The organism is Vagococcus sp. 211 (assembly GCF_056322705.1).
On record NZ_CM150475.1, the window covers coordinates 1368855 to 1387030 of the forward strand.

The 18176-nt window shown below is 30.7% G+C and carries 14 protein-coding genes and 1 pseudogene; 5 read left to right on the top strand and 10 right to left on the bottom strand.

Annotated features, from left to right (window positions below):
• The first annotated feature begins 439 nt into the window (after positions 1-439).
• The gene (locus ACVWM0_RS06750; RefSeq protein ID WP_476471881.1) at positions 440-1810 is read left to right on the top strand and encodes a helix-turn-helix domain-containing protein; all 1371 of its coding nucleotides are present in this window, start codon (positions 440-442) and stop codon (positions 1808-1810) included.
• On the opposite strand, the gene ACVWM0_RS06755 is transcribed toward ACVWM0_RS06750, so the two are convergent.
• Both ACVWM0_RS06755 and ACVWM0_RS06760 read right to left on the bottom strand, forming a co-directional pair.
• A complete protein-coding gene (locus ACVWM0_RS06755) occupies positions 1802-3178 on the bottom strand; it encodes a helix-turn-helix domain-containing protein (protein ID WP_476471882.1) in 1377 nt (458 codons plus the stop codon). The two genes, ACVWM0_RS06750 and ACVWM0_RS06755, sit on opposite strands and share 9 nt — an antisense overlap.
• A 355-nt stretch (positions 3179-3533) precedes the next feature.
• Positions 3534-3983, bottom strand: coding sequence for a GNAT family N-acetyltransferase (locus ACVWM0_RS06760; protein WP_476471883.1), 450 nt, complete (start codon positions 3981-3983; stop codon positions 3534-3536).
• Positions 3984-4145: 162 nt separating this feature from the next.
• On the opposite strand from ACVWM0_RS06760, the gene ACVWM0_RS06765 reads away from it, so the two are divergent.
• Positions 4146-4577, top strand: a complete 432-nt coding sequence (locus ACVWM0_RS06765) for a GNAT family N-acetyltransferase (RefSeq protein WP_476471884.1) — start codon at positions 4146-4148, stop codon at positions 4575-4577.
• 80 nt (positions 4578-4657) lie between these two features.
• On the opposite strand, the gene ACVWM0_RS06770 is transcribed toward ACVWM0_RS06765, so the two are convergent.
• Both ACVWM0_RS06770 and ACVWM0_RS06775 read right to left on the bottom strand, forming a co-directional pair.
• Entirely contained in the window at positions 4658-5611 is a 954-nt protein-coding gene (locus ACVWM0_RS06770; RefSeq protein ID WP_476471885.1) for an alpha/beta fold hydrolase, read from the bottom strand.
• The gene (locus ACVWM0_RS06775; RefSeq protein WP_476471886.1) at positions 5598-6257 is read right to left on the bottom strand and encodes a TetR/AcrR family transcriptional regulator; all 660 of its coding nucleotides are present in this window, start codon (positions 6255-6257) and stop codon (positions 5598-5600) included. The genes ACVWM0_RS06770 and ACVWM0_RS06775 overlap by 14 nt, the downstream gene beginning before the upstream one ends.
• A gap of 457 nt (positions 6258-6714) precedes the next feature.
• Between ACVWM0_RS06775 and ACVWM0_RS06780 the strand changes: the two genes are divergently transcribed.
• Positions 6715-7185: a YdeI/OmpD-associated family protein gene (locus tag ACVWM0_RS06780; protein ID WP_476471887.1), complete on the top strand. Its 471-nt coding sequence runs from the start codon at positions 6715-6717 to the stop codon at positions 7183-7185.
• On the top strand, positions 7173-7271 hold the full coding sequence (locus tag ACVWM0_RS06785; protein ID WP_476473683.1) for a hypothetical protein: 99 nt from the start codon (positions 7173-7175) through the stop codon (positions 7269-7271). Before ACVWM0_RS06780 ends, ACVWM0_RS06785 begins: the two co-directional genes overlap by 13 nt.
• A gap of 456 nt (positions 7272-7727) precedes the next feature.
• On the opposite strand, the gene ACVWM0_RS06790 is transcribed toward ACVWM0_RS06785, so the two are convergent.
• Positions 7728-9113, bottom strand: coding sequence for a Sau3AI family type II restriction endonuclease (locus ACVWM0_RS06790; RefSeq protein ID WP_476471888.1), 1386 nt, complete (start codon positions 9111-9113; stop codon positions 7728-7730).
• Positions 9114-9257: 144 nt separating this feature from the next.
• On the opposite strand from ACVWM0_RS06790, the gene dcm reads away from it, so the two are divergent.
• Positions 9258-10550, top strand: a complete 1293-nt coding sequence (gene dcm, locus ACVWM0_RS06795) for a DNA (cytosine-5-)-methyltransferase (RefSeq protein ID WP_476471889.1) — start codon at positions 9258-9260, stop codon at positions 10548-10550.
• Positions 10551-11162: 612 nt separating this feature from the next.
• Here the strand turns inward: dcm and ACVWM0_RS06800 are convergent.
• The 5 genes and pseudogenes from ACVWM0_RS06800 to ACVWM0_RS06820 all read right to left on the bottom strand — a co-directional run bounded on the left by ACVWM0_RS06800 (position 11163) and on the right by ACVWM0_RS06820 (position 17987).
• Positions 11163-13211: a UvrD-helicase domain-containing protein gene (locus tag ACVWM0_RS06800; protein ID WP_476471890.1), complete on the bottom strand. Its 2049-nt coding sequence runs from the start codon at positions 13209-13211 to the stop codon at positions 11163-11165.
• Positions 13195-15579: an AAA family ATPase gene (locus tag ACVWM0_RS06805; protein ID WP_476471891.1), complete on the bottom strand. Its 2385-nt coding sequence runs from the start codon at positions 15577-15579 to the stop codon at positions 13195-13197. Before ACVWM0_RS06805 ends, ACVWM0_RS06800 begins: the two co-directional genes overlap by 17 nt.
• A 298-nt stretch (positions 15580-15877) precedes the next feature.
• Positions 15878-16600 (bottom strand): helix-turn-helix domain-containing protein, encoded by a 723-nt coding sequence (locus ACVWM0_RS06810; protein WP_476471892.1) that lies wholly within the window; start codon positions 16598-16600, stop codon positions 15878-15880.
• Complete coding sequence (locus tag ACVWM0_RS06815; protein ID WP_476471893.1) at positions 16585-17244, bottom strand: helix-turn-helix transcriptional regulator; 660 nt, start codon at positions 17242-17244, stop codon at positions 16585-16587. The genes ACVWM0_RS06810 and ACVWM0_RS06815 overlap by 16 nt, the downstream gene beginning before the upstream one ends.
• A 331-nt stretch (positions 17245-17575) precedes the next feature.
• Positions 17576-17987 (bottom strand): annotated as a pseudogene (locus ACVWM0_RS06820) (transposase).
• Positions 17988-18176: the final 189 nt, after the last annotated feature.

Consider the following 18176-nt stretch of genomic DNA (forward strand, 5'->3'; position numbering starts at 1 on the left):
ATACATAAAACAGATGATTGATTCTATCATTAGTTCAGCTACCTCATCCCTTTACAATCCTTCAATTTATTCATAAACATATATTGTTACCACAATCTATAAATAAATGAGACATAAAAAACCTTGGATAATTATATGATAATCGTTATCTTATTATTTTTTTTGCTAATAATTCCTATTTTCATTCATATATTCGTCAAAATGACGTTAAAAATGCTAATAACAAATCCAAAAAAGGAACAAAATATATCTTTATGTCCCTTTTTCTTTTTATTTTATTTTTTTATAAACAAATATAAATATCACGCTTTTTCTTTAACGGTCATTTTTTAAAAATAAAAAGAAAAAATGACAAAGATTGCCTTTGTCTTTGATTTATTTTTTTCTGTATTTAAGATATATTTAAAGTGAATCATGTCAATTTAAGGAGTTGATTCAAATGAAAGATATACTTGAACCTGTCTATCAACGTCAAATAGACATTTTAGATTACTTACTCATACATCATAATAAAGCATCATTAAATGAATTAGCTTCTGTCGTGAACGCTTCAGAGAGCACTGTCTTAAGAGACATTCATTATTTTGAACAACAGTTTAGTCAATATATGGAAATGAAACGAGACAATGTGAAAGACATAGAACTTATCAATACCTCTTCCCAACAAATCAAACACATCCAATCAACCATACTGAATAGCTCATTAAACGTTCGAATGATTAAACACATATTCTTAACACCTTTTAACACTATTGACTATTACGCAGACCTTCTCAACGTCAGTGCTTCTTCCGTACGAAAAAACATTAAGGAGGTCAACAGTAAATTAGAAGAGTACCAAATTAACATAAAAAGAGTCAGTCACAAATATTTTATTTTTGCGGAGTCAGAACAACTGCTCAGAGAGTTATTGAGTATTTTTTGGGTGGAAACGCATCTCTTTAATTTTGAAGACAGTATTTCCGATTACACCGACATCATTTATGAATTGAACCATCATGTGGCACAGATTTTTACAACCGACAAATTCCTAAAAAACTACTATCTTGCCTTTATTTATGTCTCTATTGTAAGAGAAGAAGGTCATTTTTTCTTAGCTGAGGCTCCCATCATCCCAAAGGAAGACAGCCGTGAAGAACTCCTTGATCGTATCAAAAAGAGCATTCTATATTCGCCCTATACCGATAATGTCTTTTTTATTAATCGCAAATTTTATAAGCTAACTGACTACTTACAACGGGATCTCTTTAATACGGATAATCTTGACGCCATCCTGCCATTTTTTAATATTATCAGAAAAATATATGAAAATGAGATTTCTCATCAAGTACCGATACAATTATTCATTAGCCAATTAACGTTTTTTTATCATGAACTTGAAAATACCCCCTATATCTATAGCGAGGTACATTCTATTATTTTGAACATACAACAGATTCTCCACATTGATTTAACAGACTATACCCCCTTACTCAGTTATATTTTAGTGGTCTATTACCCCAACATTGTTCGTTCCCATGCTAATAAAAATGAGATTATATACGTCCATAGTATATTTTCTACACGACACGCTCAGTTTTTAATCCATCAATTAGACTCTTATTTTAATTATTATTATCGGTTTTATCCCATTGATACTCCGGCTATCCCTTCTCTCAAAACAAAAGGATTGATCATCACTAATGATCAAAAAATGGTGTTGAACCAGAGAATCATTGTGGATGAATACATCACTCACCAAAAGTTAAAAGAAATAGAAAACCAAATCATCCATTATAAAAACAAAGAATCACCTTCTAAGTTAACTTAGAAGGTGATTCTTTATTTCTTGTAGCTGCTCATCAAAAAATGGGAATATATCTACAACAATGTTATTTTCAATAGCTAATGGCACATCAGATAGGATAAAAGCAAACTCTGATGGCTCCTTTGTATCAATGTCCTTTGCGTCAATCCATGTAAGATTATCAATATAAACACTGCTAAGTTGCAATTTTTCCTTAATATAATCAGAAAGAAAAGCCGCATGTTCTATAGAAATCTCACTCACTACTAATATAGGGTCATAAAAAATATGGTTTAAAATACTAGGATGGGTAATCGCAAGGATATAGATCAAATAATCCTCATACTTAGCAAAAGAAATACCCGTTTTGTCTTCAAAAGAAGCGAGTAATTCTTTTAGTTGAACATAATTATGACGGTGCTCTTTCTTTATATTGCCAACAAAGAAAAAAATTCGGTCATAATAAATGGCGTAGGTCTTGCTGTAATATTTTAGAGCCAGATACACATCCATGAACATATTAAATACGTAATGATCCCTTTCATCTAAATGGTATTGTGTGTAAATAGTATCCAGGAGTTCTGTTATAACTCGAATGTCTTCCCTCTGAATGGCGGAAGATAAGGCATAGTTGCAAATATAAATGGTGGATTCTATGGCATGCAATCTTTGCGTCTCTACCAGTAGATTCATTGTGTTTAACTGACCTATCTCAGTATCCGTTACCTCAACATCTTGTCCTATGAAATGAGGAGAATACTCAACATGGTGTCCTTCTCGCTCCCTTGTCAATGAAATAAAATAAAACAAAGAATAGTAAGCGATGTAATCATCTGAAATGTCCACCTTATTAGCATGGTACATATGTAATAAGCGTTCCTTAAACAATTGGCACATTTCTCTATCCATAATTCTAAGAACATCATTGCCATACACTTCAAGGAATAATCCCGTCACAAAGCGTCTATAATTATATTCGTCTTTACAATGTATAGAGTACAAGGTTCCCTCACTCCCTATCCTTATCTGATAGGCGCTAAAATAATCGTTGAATTCATTAATCATTCGGTAAACAGATGATTTACTCGTATATAGCTTATCCGAATAATAATTGATATCTTTATTAGGAGTCTCCAACAACTCAAAGATAAACTTAACGATTAAGGAATCTAATAGAATCGTTGACTGAATCATAACAAAATCTTCTATGGATACATTCGTTTCAATCTTTTCATTGTTACACTGGTACCTTACATACAATCCCTCAATATCAGATAAATAGTAACTCAGTTCTTTCAAATCTTTCGCTAATGTTTTCGTTGATATATCCAGCCGCTCAGATAGCTCATTCATTGAATACTGGCGGTCGTTTTGTACCAATACTTTTAACATACTTATCATTCTTTTGGATGATTGGTTTATGATATTATTGATAATTACACTTCCTAACTAAAAAAAGAACCTTATTAAATTATGATAGCTATATCATAGACAAAAACCATCGTTATAGCAACTATTTATTATAAAATAGCTATTACAATCGTTATCGCCATAACTAGTATACCTTCATTAACACCTCCGCTGAGTAACGATTATATATTCTCTTTTATAGAACGAAAACGTGCAACAAAAATACGATGACCTATCTCCATTACATAATGGAAAAGCCACCGTATCAGCCTAATTATTTTATCAAACCACACAGCTCATCATAATACGTTTCTCATTCTTCCAACTAGAATCACTCTTAGTTAGTCAGTTCCTTCCCGTATAATCTAATCGGTTCCTGTGTCTCTTCTTCTTCGACGAGTGTCACAAAAGACCACCCGTATTTTTCATATAGTCCTTCATGATCCGTAATTAAATAGAGATGATAGACTTCTTTAGACATCAGATACTGCTCCATCTCGTTAAATAACTTCTCTGATAGTCTGTGCCCCCGGTAACCTTCCTCCACGTACAAGGCACAGATATTTGGCGTCAAATCCGGTCGATTGTGAAAATCATTGTCAATCACACCAGCTCCAGCGATAATGGTATCATCCTCGATTGCAACAAACCAACTAGGAATCACACCTTCTGTCACCATACTTTCTAAATAAATCCCTTCATCAATGCCCCACTTACTAGAAAACCATTCGGCTGCTTCCTTCTGTAGTGGCGGTTGATCGGCTAAATTGATGATACTAACTGTCATATTCTCTCTCCTCTGCTTCATCTGGTTATATTGATTATATCTGTTCAGCCTTGAATAGGGAAATATGAGCTGGCTCCATATATAATCAATAATTGATAAATTTTTTTCTTTATATTACAATAATCGCAAAGTAGCCAATAAAACTTAGAAAGGAGAATGATTATGTTAAATAATAAACTAGCAACCACAGAAGACTACCACATGATTTTAACCATTTGGGAGAAATCCGTATTAGCCACACACGATTTCCTTAGCACCACTGACTTACATTTTTATAAGGAACAAATTCCCCATTTCCTAGACCAGGTAGAATTACGTATTTGGTCTATTGATGAACAGCCAATTGGCTTCACTGGCACAGGACATCATGAATTAGATATGTTCTTTCTGGCTCCCGAAAAAATCGGTAACGGTTACGGGCATCTCATTTTGACTTGGCTCATTGACCATAAGCATATAACTAAAATCGATGTGAACGAACAGAATCATCATGCAAAAGATTTTTATCTAAACCATGGTTTTAAAGTCGTCTCAAGAAGTGAAAGAGATGGTTTCGATAAACCTTATCCGATATTACATTTGGAAAAAGAATAACCGTGCCCACTCACGTTGAGTAAGCACTTTTTCTTTTTGTATATATTAAAGGTTGACTGCCTCCACTTAAGCTCCTCTAACTAGTTTAAAAAATCAGATGTTTCTTTCACAATGGTTTCCGTTTGTGTGTGGTGCAAATAATGAGCACCTGGCAACTGAATCACTGTCCCTTTGTCTAAACCTTTCACTTGATCCTGATGCATTTCCAACCAATTTTTTTGATTGTTTTCATTGTCCGCTACAAATAATAAAACAGGCATATCTGTTGGATACCTTAAGCCACGTGACTCAGGAAAACTATTGCTCAGTTCTTGTAACTCCTCTTTCATTGCTCGGCTACTCATGTTTTTCATTGTTATTAGCTTCATCTGCTCAAAGTTAGGATTCTCTTTTGACACACCCAATCCCACTTCCGGGTTTACTTTAATTAATGTCCTGAAAACACCTGCTGTTTTCAAGAAATCAAACAACCTCATATCTATCCCTGGCCAAGGTTGCTCTGGTGTACTTGAATCAATCCCAATAAAGCCTTCCATCTCTTCAGGATAAGCTTGCGCATAGTTAACAGCATACAATCCCGCGATTGAGTGACCCATCAACGTGTATTTAGATAAATTAAGTGCGGTTGCCACTTGATGAATCTCCTCCACTATATTTTCCACGCTACGAGGACGATTCGTTTGGCTACTTAACCCATAGCCAAATGGTTCAATTGTCACCACACGATACTCTTTCTTCAATTCATCAATCATTGGCTTGAAATCAAGATAAGGAGTCGCTGTTCCTTGACCTGGTAAAAGTAAAATCGTTTGTTCTCCTTCCCCCTCATCCACAATCGTCATATCACCATCAAAGATGTGCAGCTTCTCACCGTAAGGTTCAATTCGGTTAACCTCACTCTTAAGACTCACTTGGTGGACAGTGAAAGTCACCACTAAGAAAACGACTAAAGCAATGATACACCCTAATATTACCTTACCAAAGCCTTCAAGTAGCCTTCTCATCAATGGTTTATTTTCATCATGCTTTATCATTTAATTCTGCCACCTTTTTCATTATTTGTTGGTCAATCTCGGTTAATAACTCGTCACTAAGAATGGGCATACCCGCATGTTCCAATACGCTTTTTGCTGCTCTAATTTTTTCAAAAAAGGTTTCTGATGTGTTCGGAAATAAGGCTTGTATAAACCAGGTACTTAAGATTAAGATGGCCAGTTCAGCCATTTGCTTCGGCTGTTCAACTGACACTGATCCATCTTGATTTCCTTCAACCAAACAGGTTGCCACTAGGGGAGCCATCACGTCATTCGTCGTTTGAATATACATTGAAAAAAATTTAGGATTATCTAGTAAAGTAAAACTCAACATCCGTGATTGACTCGCATCGCTATTAAACATGCCCTCAAAGAGAAGCGCTTGTATCTTCTCCAGCCCTGTTACTTTTTTTTGATTCATAATAACTTCAAGAGACTCTTGTTTAGGTATAAATCGCCTAACAACGGCATCAATAATCTCATCTTTGGACGCAAAATGATGGTAGACAGCTCCTTTGGTTAACCCGTCTAATCCTTTAACAATATCTGAAATAGATGTTTTCTCATAACCTTTTTCAACAAATAACTGAGTTGAAACATCTAATATTAATGATTTAGCTTCTTCTGCTGTGTATTTTTTAGCCATTACTATCTCCTTTCGCAAAAACATTCAATCGGTATGTTTTTATATTATGCTTTTTACATAGTCTTGTCAAGGTTCCCGTTTATCTTTGTTAGATAGTATAAAAAAAGCTATAAACCTGATAGTAGATTAACTCTATCATCTTCATACTCTTTTAATTTATCAATTAAAGTAAACTTCCTATAATAATCATTAATAATAATGAACCTCTTTTTCTATTCTTTATATTTGTTAACCTACAGCCCATGCCATTAAACATATTGAGATATCTTAGGCGACGTATCTCCTATTGTTCATCAACCAACATTGATGATCTATGGTGAGAAAGATATCATTCCACCACTTCCAACTATCAAAGATTTTGTACCAAATATAGGTATTGAAACTTTAGATGCTGGACATCGGATTCAAGAAGAACGACCAAACGAACTGAACAAAATGATAATGGAGTGGTTAAAACATGAATGAGCGTTTATTTTTTGAAAACAAAACTGAATTTACTAATTGGTTAGAAGTTAATCACCAATCATCTAATGAAATTTGGCTAGGTTTTTACAAGAAAAAATCTAAAAAAGTCAGTATCACTTGGTCTGAATCAGTCGATTGCGCACTTGCTTTTGGCTGGATTGATGGCATCCGTAAAACGATTGATGATGAGAGTTATAAAATCCGCTACACACCTCGTAAGCCTAATAGCGTTTGGAGTAAAGTTAATGTGGATAAAGTTCACAAATTAATTGAACTGAATCATATGAGACCTGAAGGATTAGTTGTTTTCAATCAAAGAAAAGATCAAGTCGGCTATTCATACGCACAAATAAATGCAAAGTTATCAAAAGACTATCTAGATAACATTAAAAAAATACAAAAGCACTTGAATTTTACAACCAACTGCCGCCTTCTTATAGAAGAGATTCTATTTGGTGGGTAATGAGTGCTAAAAAAGAAGAAACACAACTACGACGTCTACATCGTTTAATTACTGCATGGGAAGAAAAGGACATGTTGCGCCCATAATACTTTTAATCAAAAACGATCTAATCATAAAGTTAAAGTAATAAAAAAAGACTATAAGCGCTGATAATCCAGCATTTATAGTCTTTTTTTATTACCCTACTGACCCTTCTAAACCAACGTTATTAATTAACTTGATTTAACCTCAATTATCATTATGTTTAAGATCTTATCCGGGACAGTTTAAGGTCACATAACTTTCAAATTAATCTTAATATTAATTATATCGCATTAAATTGTAATTTCGACATCTCCAGAAATTAAGCGTTCAATTGTTATCTCTTTTGTAACTGATAATTTAATCAAAGGTCTATCTTTAATTATCGAATTAGTAGCTATTGATAAAAATAATAAATCCTTTTTAATACATAAGAAGGAGCCATTGCTGTTAAATAATACAAAATTTTATAATAAAACTTTGTTCCTATAAACAATTAAATTTCCCCTTTCTATGTTCAACTAAGTATTTTTTATAATATCAACAATGTAATCACGATTAATCATTAAGGCTTTCCTTTTTATTTCTTTTGTTGTAATAGGCATACGAATTATCACACTTTCACCGCTACCTTTAGGTCTAACTTGAAATGGTTCATATGTATCTTTTTTAGGTAAGTTATCTCGCCAGGTTTGGTGACGTGTTTTACCCTCGTTATAAACTTCAACTCTATCATTTTGCAGCATTTCTTGAATATGGTTAAATAACCTCTCAGCTTGGTCAATTAATGCTTGATCAGGCTTCCAGATTTTATAGCCAACAAATCTATATCTTCCTTCTTCAAATTCATCCCAAATAGCTAAAACATACTTCGTTTCAGCAAACATTGAGTACCAACTCGATTCTTCAAAGTCATCATATGATAATTCTGTAAAGTCTAGGTTAGGGAATGACATATCTTGATTTTTAGACTCATCAAAACGATTACGAACTGTTTTAATTGCATACCCCTCTTTTGTGAATTCTTCTGTTTGATTAACGTTTTTACCATTTGTTTGGAACATGGAACTCATTACATCAAAGTGGTAGCTTTTAGATGTTCTCTTTGTTTTACAGCCTGTTTGGTTGGTTATTACGATATCTTCTTTACCTATATACTTATCAAGAGTTGAGGTAATAGTTTCTTCAAATGATTTCTTTTGAGGAACTAAAATATGCGTAATTTCTTCTGGTGTCATTAGCTTTCTAAAGTAAGAACTCATGTATCCGACTTTATATGAGTAGGCTCTTGATTTGGCATCTTCATCTGAAAAAGGCTGTTTTACTAAATCTTTACCTTTTCCTTGCCCCTTTGTACATGCACCTAAGTATTTTTGATCTTTTTCTGTTATTTCATGAGCTCGTCCACTTTCAATCATTGATGTTATCTGCTCATAATCAATTTGTACTATTTCTTTGTCTTCTTCTGGTAAATTAAATAATACAGATTTTAAAACTTTAAATTCATTTACTGGCGTATTTTCTTCATGAAGGTAAAAAATTAATAGCATACTCTTGGTTTTCTTATTAGGTAGACTATCTTTGAACTCAATTTTATAATCATTCATATAATTGATCATTCCTAAAACTAATCTTTCTTTTGAAGAATACAATTTTCCATTCTTGACCTTTTTAACAGGTGTTACTTTTAATTCAATACCATGATAAGTAAAATCAGCACCTCTATCTGAATTAGCTGGAATACCAAAATAATCAGATTGAATCATATTACCTATGCGGCCTTTATTACCACCATTTTCCAACCAGCCGCTTTGATCCAACTCACTTAAGCTTTTACCTTCTAATTTTTCGGATGCTACTAAAATGTCCGATATGGACCAATCTTTAGAATATAAATAGACACTCATTTATTTACCCCTTTTTAACTAATAGTATAACTAAGTTAATTTAATTAAGCTAGGGGATCTTTAGACTTGATCTCTTGTGTGTTTTACGTTATAATAAGCAATGCAAATCGAAAATATGTTCTTATTTTAGTTAGGAGAATTTTTATGAAAGTTTTTTCAATGTTTGATGGTGTCGGGGGATTTATCATCGGCTTAAATGATGCTGATCCTTCGTATTTCCAAACACTTTATTCAAATCAGTATGAGCCATCTAGAAAATCTCAAGATGCTTTTGAGGTTGGGTTATATCGTTTTCCTAATATGGAACATATTCCAGACGATGTCTCTACTATAAAAGACGACAAATTTATTGAAATGAAAGAAAATGGAGTAGATATGATTGTTGGGGGATTTCCATGTCAAGACTACTCTGTTGCACGTAGCAAGAAACATGAAATGGGAATTGAAGGTAAAAAAGGGGTTCTCTTTTGGGAAATAATAAGAGCAACCAAACACATTAAACCTAAGTACCTTATCTTGGAAAACGTTGATCGTCTGTTAAAATCGCCATCAAAACAACGCGGACGTGACTTCGCTATTATGCTTGCCGCCTTTAATGAACTTGGTTATTCTGTTGAATGGCGAGTTATCAACGCAGCTGATTACGGAAGAGCTCAAAGAAGAAGGCGTGTTTTCTTCTTTGTTTATCGTAACGATACAGGTTGGGCTAAACATTGGGACACAAAAGAGGGAACTTTACCTCATGATAATATTCTTAATGATGAAGTTACTTTATACGAAGACTATATATTTAAAAAGGGCCTTTTTGCTAGACAATTTCCTGTATCCAATATAGCTTATAAAGATCGTCATGCTTATGGAGAACTATCTTCTGATATAGTTGAAATATCTGATACTTTTGTTGGTCAAATATGGAATACTGGGATTATGAGACATGGTAAGTACTATTCAATTGATACTGAACCCACCTTTGCGGAACAACCTATCACTTTAGCTGATATTCTTGTTCCAGATAATGAAGTACCTGAAAATCTGTATGTTACGGGTGAAAAACTTGAAAAATTTAAATATTTAAGAGGACCAAAAAAGATACTACGTACATCAGCTGACGGCCATCAATATACTTTTTCTGAAGGTGGTATGAGTCCATTTGATTCATTAGATTTACCAGGAAGAACCATGTTGACTTCTGAAGGTTCAGTTAATCGTTCTACCCACCTGTTAAATATTGATAATCAGTATAGGCTAATTACTCCGATTGAAGCAGAAAGAATGCAAGATTTCCCAGATGACTGGACTAAGTATAAAAAGACCTCTAATGGCGAATTAGTTGAGGTTTCTTATCGAATGAGAATGTTCTTTATGGGAAATGCACTTGTAACTGGAATAGTAAAACGTATAGGTGAAGAATTAAAAGAGATTGATTCAAATTATTAAAAGTAATACAAATTAGATAAAAATGAGTATAATTTAAAAGGGTGATGGATCAAATTATGATTCATCACCCTTTTTTTATATATTTAAGAACGTTTCACCTGTCTAGTAAAATTTATCAGTTGTATAGGAATATTTATATTTAACTAGCACAGAGAGATTCAACTAAAAAATTCCTACTACTAATTTAAAAATTTCGTATAGTTTTACAGACATATACAGGCCTTTTCACAGACCCCACATATTTTTAAAAAAATAAGCTATAAACATTGAATTAACAACGTTTATAGCTTATCTATTAGTGTTATCCCACTGACCATTCCAGCAAAAAGAGAGGGATTCTGATGAACCCAACAGATTGTAAACGCTATCATATCAGCGTTTGCATTCCTATAAGCTTCTATCCATTCTTCATAATTTTTCAGCATTGGTGCTAGTTTCGGTGTTAGTTTTCGAAGAAAAATGTACCAAATTCACTTCATCTATCGATATGATTATTCATATTAATTCTAAAGATTGATATCAGTATCACTACAATTAAAACTTTTAATAAGTGGCAAAAGTACAGTCTATTTTTCTATTTCAAAGCCAATATAAGTATACTTTGAAGCATTATTAAAAAAGCTTTATTTTTCCAAAAATCTCAACTATATTTTCTTTTTCTTTTTGTTGTAAATCTTCCGAAATATAAATAACATACAGATTTTTACGTGCTCTTGAACAAGCAACATATAATAAATTTCTAACACTATTAAATCTAGTAATCTCTTCTTCCGTTAAATACAGATTTCCATAATTTTTAAAGAAAAATTGGACATAATCTTTCCTATTCGCAAAATTATTTTCAAGTACAATAACTACATTATCAAATTCCCGCCCTTTTGATCCATGTAACGTATAATAATTTATGTCTTTTACTTCTTCATTGGAATAAATATATTCATACCAATGAAAAAACTCTTTTATCTCTAAATCAAAGAAGGTATTTATATTACTCATATCCCTTTCTTTATCGTCATCTTCATGAGTAAAATAGAAATAGTCATGTGCCCGTTTTTTTATTTGCTCCATGTAATTATTAGCAGAATCAATCGAAAAAATATTTTTCAAAATCAAACTAAGTTCAAAATTATTTTCTGTATATTTATTATTATTGATTTGTAGTTTTCCAAATTCTTTTATAAAGTCACCAAGCTTTGTAGACTTTATAGATTCGATTCCTTTAATAAATTGAATAAAAAAATCATAAGTAATTTTTCTAGGTTCTTCTATGAAATTTGTAACCATCTTTACTGTAGAATCCTCATTTTTCACTTTTTCTATAAGGTCTATAAAGTTGAGTATATCTCTTAAAAACCATCCCATGTTTTGTAGATTATTTGACAAAAATTCTGAACCAATATTATTGTAATTCTGACCACTAAATCTTGGAAATTCTCGGATTTTATTTAATAAATTTTTAAATTCTCTTTCTTTTACTATATTATCATTCTTTAAAAATAAAATTGCACAATCTTGATCTATTTCTTTCTGTGATAAAAAACTAGATAGATTTTTCAACTTAATATTTGTATGATATAACCTATGCTCACCTTCATTAAAATTTTCATAGATACTTTCTTGTCCAAAACCATCATTTCTTATCTTTTCAATGAGCTTAACAATCTGTGACGAAGATCTACGATTAAATGTCTTTTTTATTGGAGTAAAATCTTTAACTATTGTATCTAATCTGCCAACTCCACTTTCATAAATATTTTGCATATGATCGCCATAATATCCTATCAAAAAGTTGGTCTTTCTTTCTCTTGAATAATCTAAGATACTAGCAAAGATATCAACAACCCTTCTATCAGTATCTTGATATTCATCAATTAAAACATAAGGATATTTATCGTAAAATAATCTTTTTAAGATATTATTATCTCTAATAATCGAATAAGCATAGTCAAGTAACGTGTCATGACTAATAATAAATAAATTGAGATCATCTCTATTACGAATTGGATTGTACTTCACTTTATTTTTTCCTTTATTGGAATTATTCTCTAATGTTTCCTTCAGCTTTTCCTTATTCCTTAAGTTTGATATAATTTTTTTAAAATTGGATACATTTCTCAAGATTTTTGTATCAATCTTTCCAGTGTCCATTATTGCTGCTTTAAAAATTGGTGCTGGCTCACTATAGTATTTATAGAATACATCAAGAAATTTTTGATCTAAGACTATCTTTTTAAAATTCTCTTCATCATCACATTCAGTATATATTTCTAGTTTAGATAAATTTTCTTCTATTTTTTCCAATTCTTCTTCTATTTTTTTCTGATGTTCATTCATTAATAATGGCTGTTGATTTGCTATAAACCTCCACAGAAATTCATGTATCGTCGATACAATAATAAGTGAATTTTGCCCAATCCTTTTTAAAATTTCATTTTTGGCTGAGTTAGTATATGTTATACATAATATTTTTTGCTTCGCGCGAAATAATTCATCAGTTTTATTCTCTAATATATACTCAATTGATTTTTGTAACGAGTACGTTTTTCCAGCACCCGCACCGGCATCAAAATAAAAACTTTTAAAATTCTCTAAACTTTCGTTTATTTGATTTTGTATCTCTATCTCTTTTTCTCTGTTTTCTTCACTAATCAATCGAGTCATTTGTCTCCTCCCAAAAATGTTCCTTCAGTTCTTGTAATCCAAGTTCGATATATTGTGGGATTCGTATTTCAAACTCAGGCTCTGTTGTATTAAGAAAAACTAATCCTGTTGAAAATTTAGACTTTCCATCAGATAATTTAACTTGATACATATAAGAATAATTTACAATTTCAAAGTCTTCATTGATATCTTTAAAGTATTTCATTTTGGGATGAACATACTGTAAAAGCTTTATCAATGATTTCTTATTTTTAAATTCGTCATTATTATTCTTAGAATTAGTCAATACTATTGCTTCTTCAAAACTTGTTGCATAGTTTCCATTAATTTTTCCTTGAGTGAAAAGTGATACATTACAATGAGATATTTTTAATGATTCCATTTCATCAATATGATCTATGATGAAGTTACTGATTCTTTTCTTATCATCAGCAGTTTCATTCAGATTCTCTTTTTTTATAAAAGCTAGTAATGACTGATTAGTAGTGATATACGCGTCAGAATTAACACGGTACTTTAAATCTGTTATTGGCTCAGGAATACGATCTTCTGCATCAACTTTACTCAATTTCACTGTCTTCTCTTCCTCAGAACGTTTCAAATCTAAGTCAGTAAAAATTATTGTTTTTATCTTCAGTAAAGTTAATAAAGTTGTAAATTGATGTGCATAGGCACCATCAATTCTATAAATTTTTAAATGATGTTTGTTCAAAATTTCATCATTATCAATAAGATATCTCAAATACGTCTCTTCGGATACTCCTTCAACTAATACTACTGCATCCGCGAAAAAAATATCTGAAGCTTCTAACCTTAAATATTTTTTTATATATTCAAAAATTCCTAAATCGATTTTCATTTTTGAAGTTAATTCTTCGTCTCTTATATTCTGTACAGTAATTTCATTTTTATTGTCATATCCTAGATAAACAATATTATTTAAAGTATTTCCAGAGTGAATTTTGCTATTTAAAATAGAAGAAGAATGAGTTGTTATAATTATTTGAAAAGTATCTAATTTATTTTCATTTTTACTTCCTAGTAATTTAGCAATGGCCTTAGAAATATTTTTAATAAAAAGCTCTTGCATTTGAGGATGCATAAATGATTCTGGCTCTTCAATACACAGAATATTAATTGCACCATTTACATCTTCTTTCCCATACAATTCAATATAATCAACAATCTCAGAGATTATAACCATTAAATTAGTATATCCTAGACCAAATTGATTTTCAGGAATATAATTTTCATTCTCTTGGTATTCATAAATAATGCTATGATTAAAAATTGTTGGCAAATTGATGTCTGGTTTTAAGTTCATCTTTAAATTTTTAGCTGATTCTACGCTTGTTACTGCATCTTGTAAAATTTTTGTAATGTTATCATCAACAATGTTTTTAGTTTGGTAATTTAATTGATAGATATAATTATCTAAATCTTCAGTCTCATGATTTTTTATATAAGTAGATACGATTTTATTATATGCATTTGTTAATGTCTTACCATCTTTTACTGAATTCGCAGCAATCGTTTTTACTTTTAATAATGAAGATAAAGTAAAATCTTTTGCTGGTTCATCACTACCATCTGGGTAGAAATTTAGAATATAGTATTTACCACAAAAATGTTGCAAATAATTCCTAAAATTTTCTTCTTCAAAAAAATTAATAAATCTTCTTATTTTTTCATTATCACTGACTTTACTTTCTAGCTCCCTTATTGAAGCTTCAGTAGTATTTTTTGAAAAAAGTTTTTCAATATCATCTACAGATAAGTCCAATTGAGACAACCTTACCATTACATCTTTATTTAAATTAGCTAATGAATCTAAAAAATTAACTTTATTATTAATTTCATATTTTATTTGTATATTTACATCTGCTACATCTTCATTTTCTTCAACAGGTTCTTTTTTTACATCTCTGACAATTAGAATATCTTCAAACTTGCCAATTACATCATCTTTATCATTAATACCTATTTCTAAATTAAATTCTAACATTGGTAAGTTCTGAGAAGTAATATTTTTAATTTCCTCCTGAGTTTTCATCCAGATATGCTCGTTATACCATTTACGTAGATAGTTAAAATTAAAGTCAGTATGCTTGAAAACGTCTGATGATCCACTTTTCTTATCTTTCAAACATTTTAATAAAGACAAAATAGTAGTTTTTCCTGAATTATTCTTACCCACCATTAATGTGGAATTTTTAGAAATATATTTTTCTGTTGCTTCTTCACTCTCATTTTTCTTTTCTATATTTAGTTTTAATTCTTCAGCCCAAGTTTCATGTGCAAACTCTATTTTTTGTGAATTTTCTCCAAATTTTCTATAATTTCTAACAGATAGGCTTTTTAAGTACATTCTATTTCTCCTTATGACATATATTCTCAATATTTAATTTGCAAAGTATTGATTTCTTTAATTGATGATTTGAAATTTAAAAAAATTAATTATCTCTTATTCATGTGTTAGAAAAAACAGATAACTTCTTTTTCTAAAATATCCTTTTCTAAACTACTGTGATTTAAACGTTCAATAACAAGATTGCTTTTTCTCAATCTATTTAAATTTACAATTAAACTCTTTGTGCCACCTTTTATTGTTCGAATAGATATTAACTTCTAACAATAGACCTATTTCCAGTTCCCTTACTAATTTTTTATAATTTATATTTATCTACTGGCCACATGATTGCTCCATTATAGTCCAGTTCCTCATCTATATTCTCATCTACTTTATGCTCTAAAAGATTAAATTCTTTTATCAATCTTCCAATTATTAAATTTCGTAGCAATAAAATTGGTTTTTCCTGAACTAGTGGATTTTTCAATTGTTCTGCTATCTCTTCCTCCGTATATGAAACGCTATTCAAACTTAAAAGCTTAGCTTTTAAGTTTTTTGAAAGTAAAAACTTCCCTTTATTGTACTTATACCAATATAATAAAAAGTCTTTCATTTCATTATGTATTGATTCAACTTTTTTCTCATTACGATAATCTGTATTATTTATTTTTTTTGCTATGTTTTTTATGAAATCTTCTGCTATTTTTTTGGGAATTATTATACTTGGTTCTCTAGAACAAATGAAATAATTTTGAATAAAGTCTATTGGGTAATCTTTACCTACTAATATAAGTATTTTCTCACCTAACTTTACATATTCATCATACTTACTTTTTAATTCTATACTATCTCGTAGTAGATAATCTAGAGTAACTCCGAATATCGTTCTTAGTTTTATACAATTTTCCAATGATGGCATAACATTTTCATTTTCCCACTTTACAATTGTTCTTGTCGAAACATTTACTTTTTCAGCTAACTGATTTTGAGTTAAATTTTGTTTTTTTCTTTCTTCTATTATTTTCAAATGAATTCCCATCTGTTAAAACCTTCCTTTTCAAACAATTCTAAATATCCTGTAATATCATCTAGACTTGCTTCTAATTCTTCTAATAAATCTAAATAATCCACTGGGTCTCTTTTATCTTTAATCCCAATAAATCCCGCACTATCATTATATATTCTGCTATATAGTCTATTTTCGTCAACATACTTCACTCTTTTATCCATCATCCACCTACTACAAGATTGATACGCATTTTTGCAAGCAAAATAATCGGCTTGATTGTCTTTTAAAAAATCTTCATAGCAACGCATAATTAAATCATATTTAGGTGCTACAATCCAATGATTACTATTGACTATTTCATATCTAGTTATAAATTCCGTGATATTCTCTATCACACAATATTCACTTATCTCTTTTCCAAATTTATAATATTTTTCATTATCATCAAAAATCGGCTCTATGTTTTCAGAAACTAAATCCTCTATCGTTATATCATACAATTCGCTTAAAAAAGCTAACACTCTCGGATCAATTGTTGTCTCTCCAATCTCCCACCTACGAATCGTATCAACTTGAATACTAATCCCTATTCCATCCTCAACTATTTTTGTTAATTGCTGTTTAGAAAAACCTTTTTTCTTTCTTTCTACTTCCAATTGTTCATTAAGTTGCATATACTTTCTCCTTTCTATTTATAGACATATCATATCAAGATATATTTATGATTTGAAGGAACCTAATTAACTAAAAACGCGTTAAATGGTTCTCTTTATTGAATATTCAATAAAAAATTAAAAATAGTCCATATTGACTGTTAATTTATTAAACCTTCCCTTCTCTTTCTACATCAAAAGTAAAGTTATAGAAAGATGAAATACCTATATAAAGATTAATTTTCCAAAAATGATATTAAAAAACCATAATATAACTTAATTAATACAACTAGATTTTTTACGTGTATCTATAAATAGTAAATATCCACTTCTTAAAGGAATCCAAGTACTCTTATTTACTTATACTATCCTGAATTCTATCATTTAATTTTCGTTCTCTAATGTACTTTTTAAGCGTTTTTTCGATTAAGTTCCACCATACTTACATAGTAGTCTTTCAACCAAAATCCACTCGTACCAAATTTATTTTTCAAGTTACGACTATTCATGAATTAACCTCTCTTCTAGAAACTCCACAAACCCTGACGCACCCATTCTAAGCGGAATACGCATTAGTTTGACGATATGATGATGTGGCATTAGCTTTTATTCCTTCTGTTTCTTTCATTTCACATAGTTTCCTTAAAACTTTGCTAATATCTCGCCGAGATTGCTTATAGTTTTTTTCGACAGTTCTGGGTAAAAATAATGTGATACTTAAAATTCCAACGATTACGTGCTAAACTTTTATCATCATCTGACACAAAGAAATCCCTTACATTTAGATGTGTCAATTAGCAACTTCTATCCAACATAATCAAAAGAGATTCTTATCACTATAACTACTTCTCTTAAAACAGTTTAGACTGCTTAGTCCGCACTTCACATATCTAAAAAAACTGAAAACTTCTAAGGGTGTTATGCTCAATCCCAGTCATTTATTTTTTTCCAAT

What these genes read in the sequence shown, in the direction of transcription:
- ACVWM0_RS06765 (WP_476471884.1), top strand. Translation starts at nt 4,146, where the DNA reads ATGTTAAATAATAAACTAGCAACCACAGAAGACTACCACATGATTTTA.
- dcm (WP_476471889.1), top strand. Translation starts at nt 9,258, where the DNA reads ATGAAAGTTTTTTCAATGTTTGATGGTGTCGGGGGATTTATCATCGGC.
- ACVWM0_RS06805 (WP_476471891.1), bottom strand. Translation starts at nt 15,579, where the DNA reads ATGTACTTAAAAAGCCTATCTGTTAGAAATTATAGAAAATTTGGAGAA.
- ACVWM0_RS06800 (WP_476471890.1), bottom strand. Translation starts at nt 13,211, where the DNA reads ATGACTCGATTGATTAGTGAAGAAAACAGAGAAAAAGAGATAGAGATA.
- ACVWM0_RS06750 (WP_476471881.1), top strand. Translation starts at nt 440, where the DNA reads ATGAAAGATATACTTGAACCTGTCTATCAACGTCAAATAGACATTTTA.
- ACVWM0_RS06790 (WP_476471888.1), bottom strand. Translation starts at nt 9,113, where the DNA reads ATGAGTGTCTATTTATATTCTAAAGATTGGTCCATATCGGACATTTTA.
- ACVWM0_RS06810 (WP_476471892.1), bottom strand. Translation starts at nt 16,600, where the DNA reads ATGGGAATTCATTTGAAAATAATAGAAGAAAGAAAAAAACAAAATTTA.
- ACVWM0_RS06775 (WP_476471886.1), bottom strand. Translation starts at nt 6,257, where the DNA reads ATGGCTAAAAAATACACAGCAGAAGAAGCTAAATCATTAATATTAGAT.
- ACVWM0_RS06770 (WP_476471885.1), bottom strand. Translation starts at nt 5,611, where the DNA reads ATGATAAAGCATGATGAAAATAAACCATTGATGAGAAGGCTACTTGAA.
- ACVWM0_RS06815 (WP_476471893.1), bottom strand. Translation starts at nt 17,244, where the DNA reads ATGCAACTTAATGAACAATTGGAAGTAGAAAGAAAGAAAAAAGGTTTT.
- ACVWM0_RS06755 (WP_476471882.1), bottom strand. Translation starts at nt 3,178, where the DNA reads ATGTTAAAAGTATTGGTACAAAACGACCGCCAGTATTCAATGAATGAG.
- ACVWM0_RS06760 (WP_476471883.1), bottom strand. Translation starts at nt 3,983, where the DNA reads ATGACAGTTAGTATCATCAATTTAGCCGATCAACCGCCACTACAGAAG.
- ACVWM0_RS06780 (WP_476471887.1), top strand. Translation starts at nt 6,715, where the DNA reads ATGAATGAGCGTTTATTTTTTGAAAACAAAACTGAATTTACTAATTGG.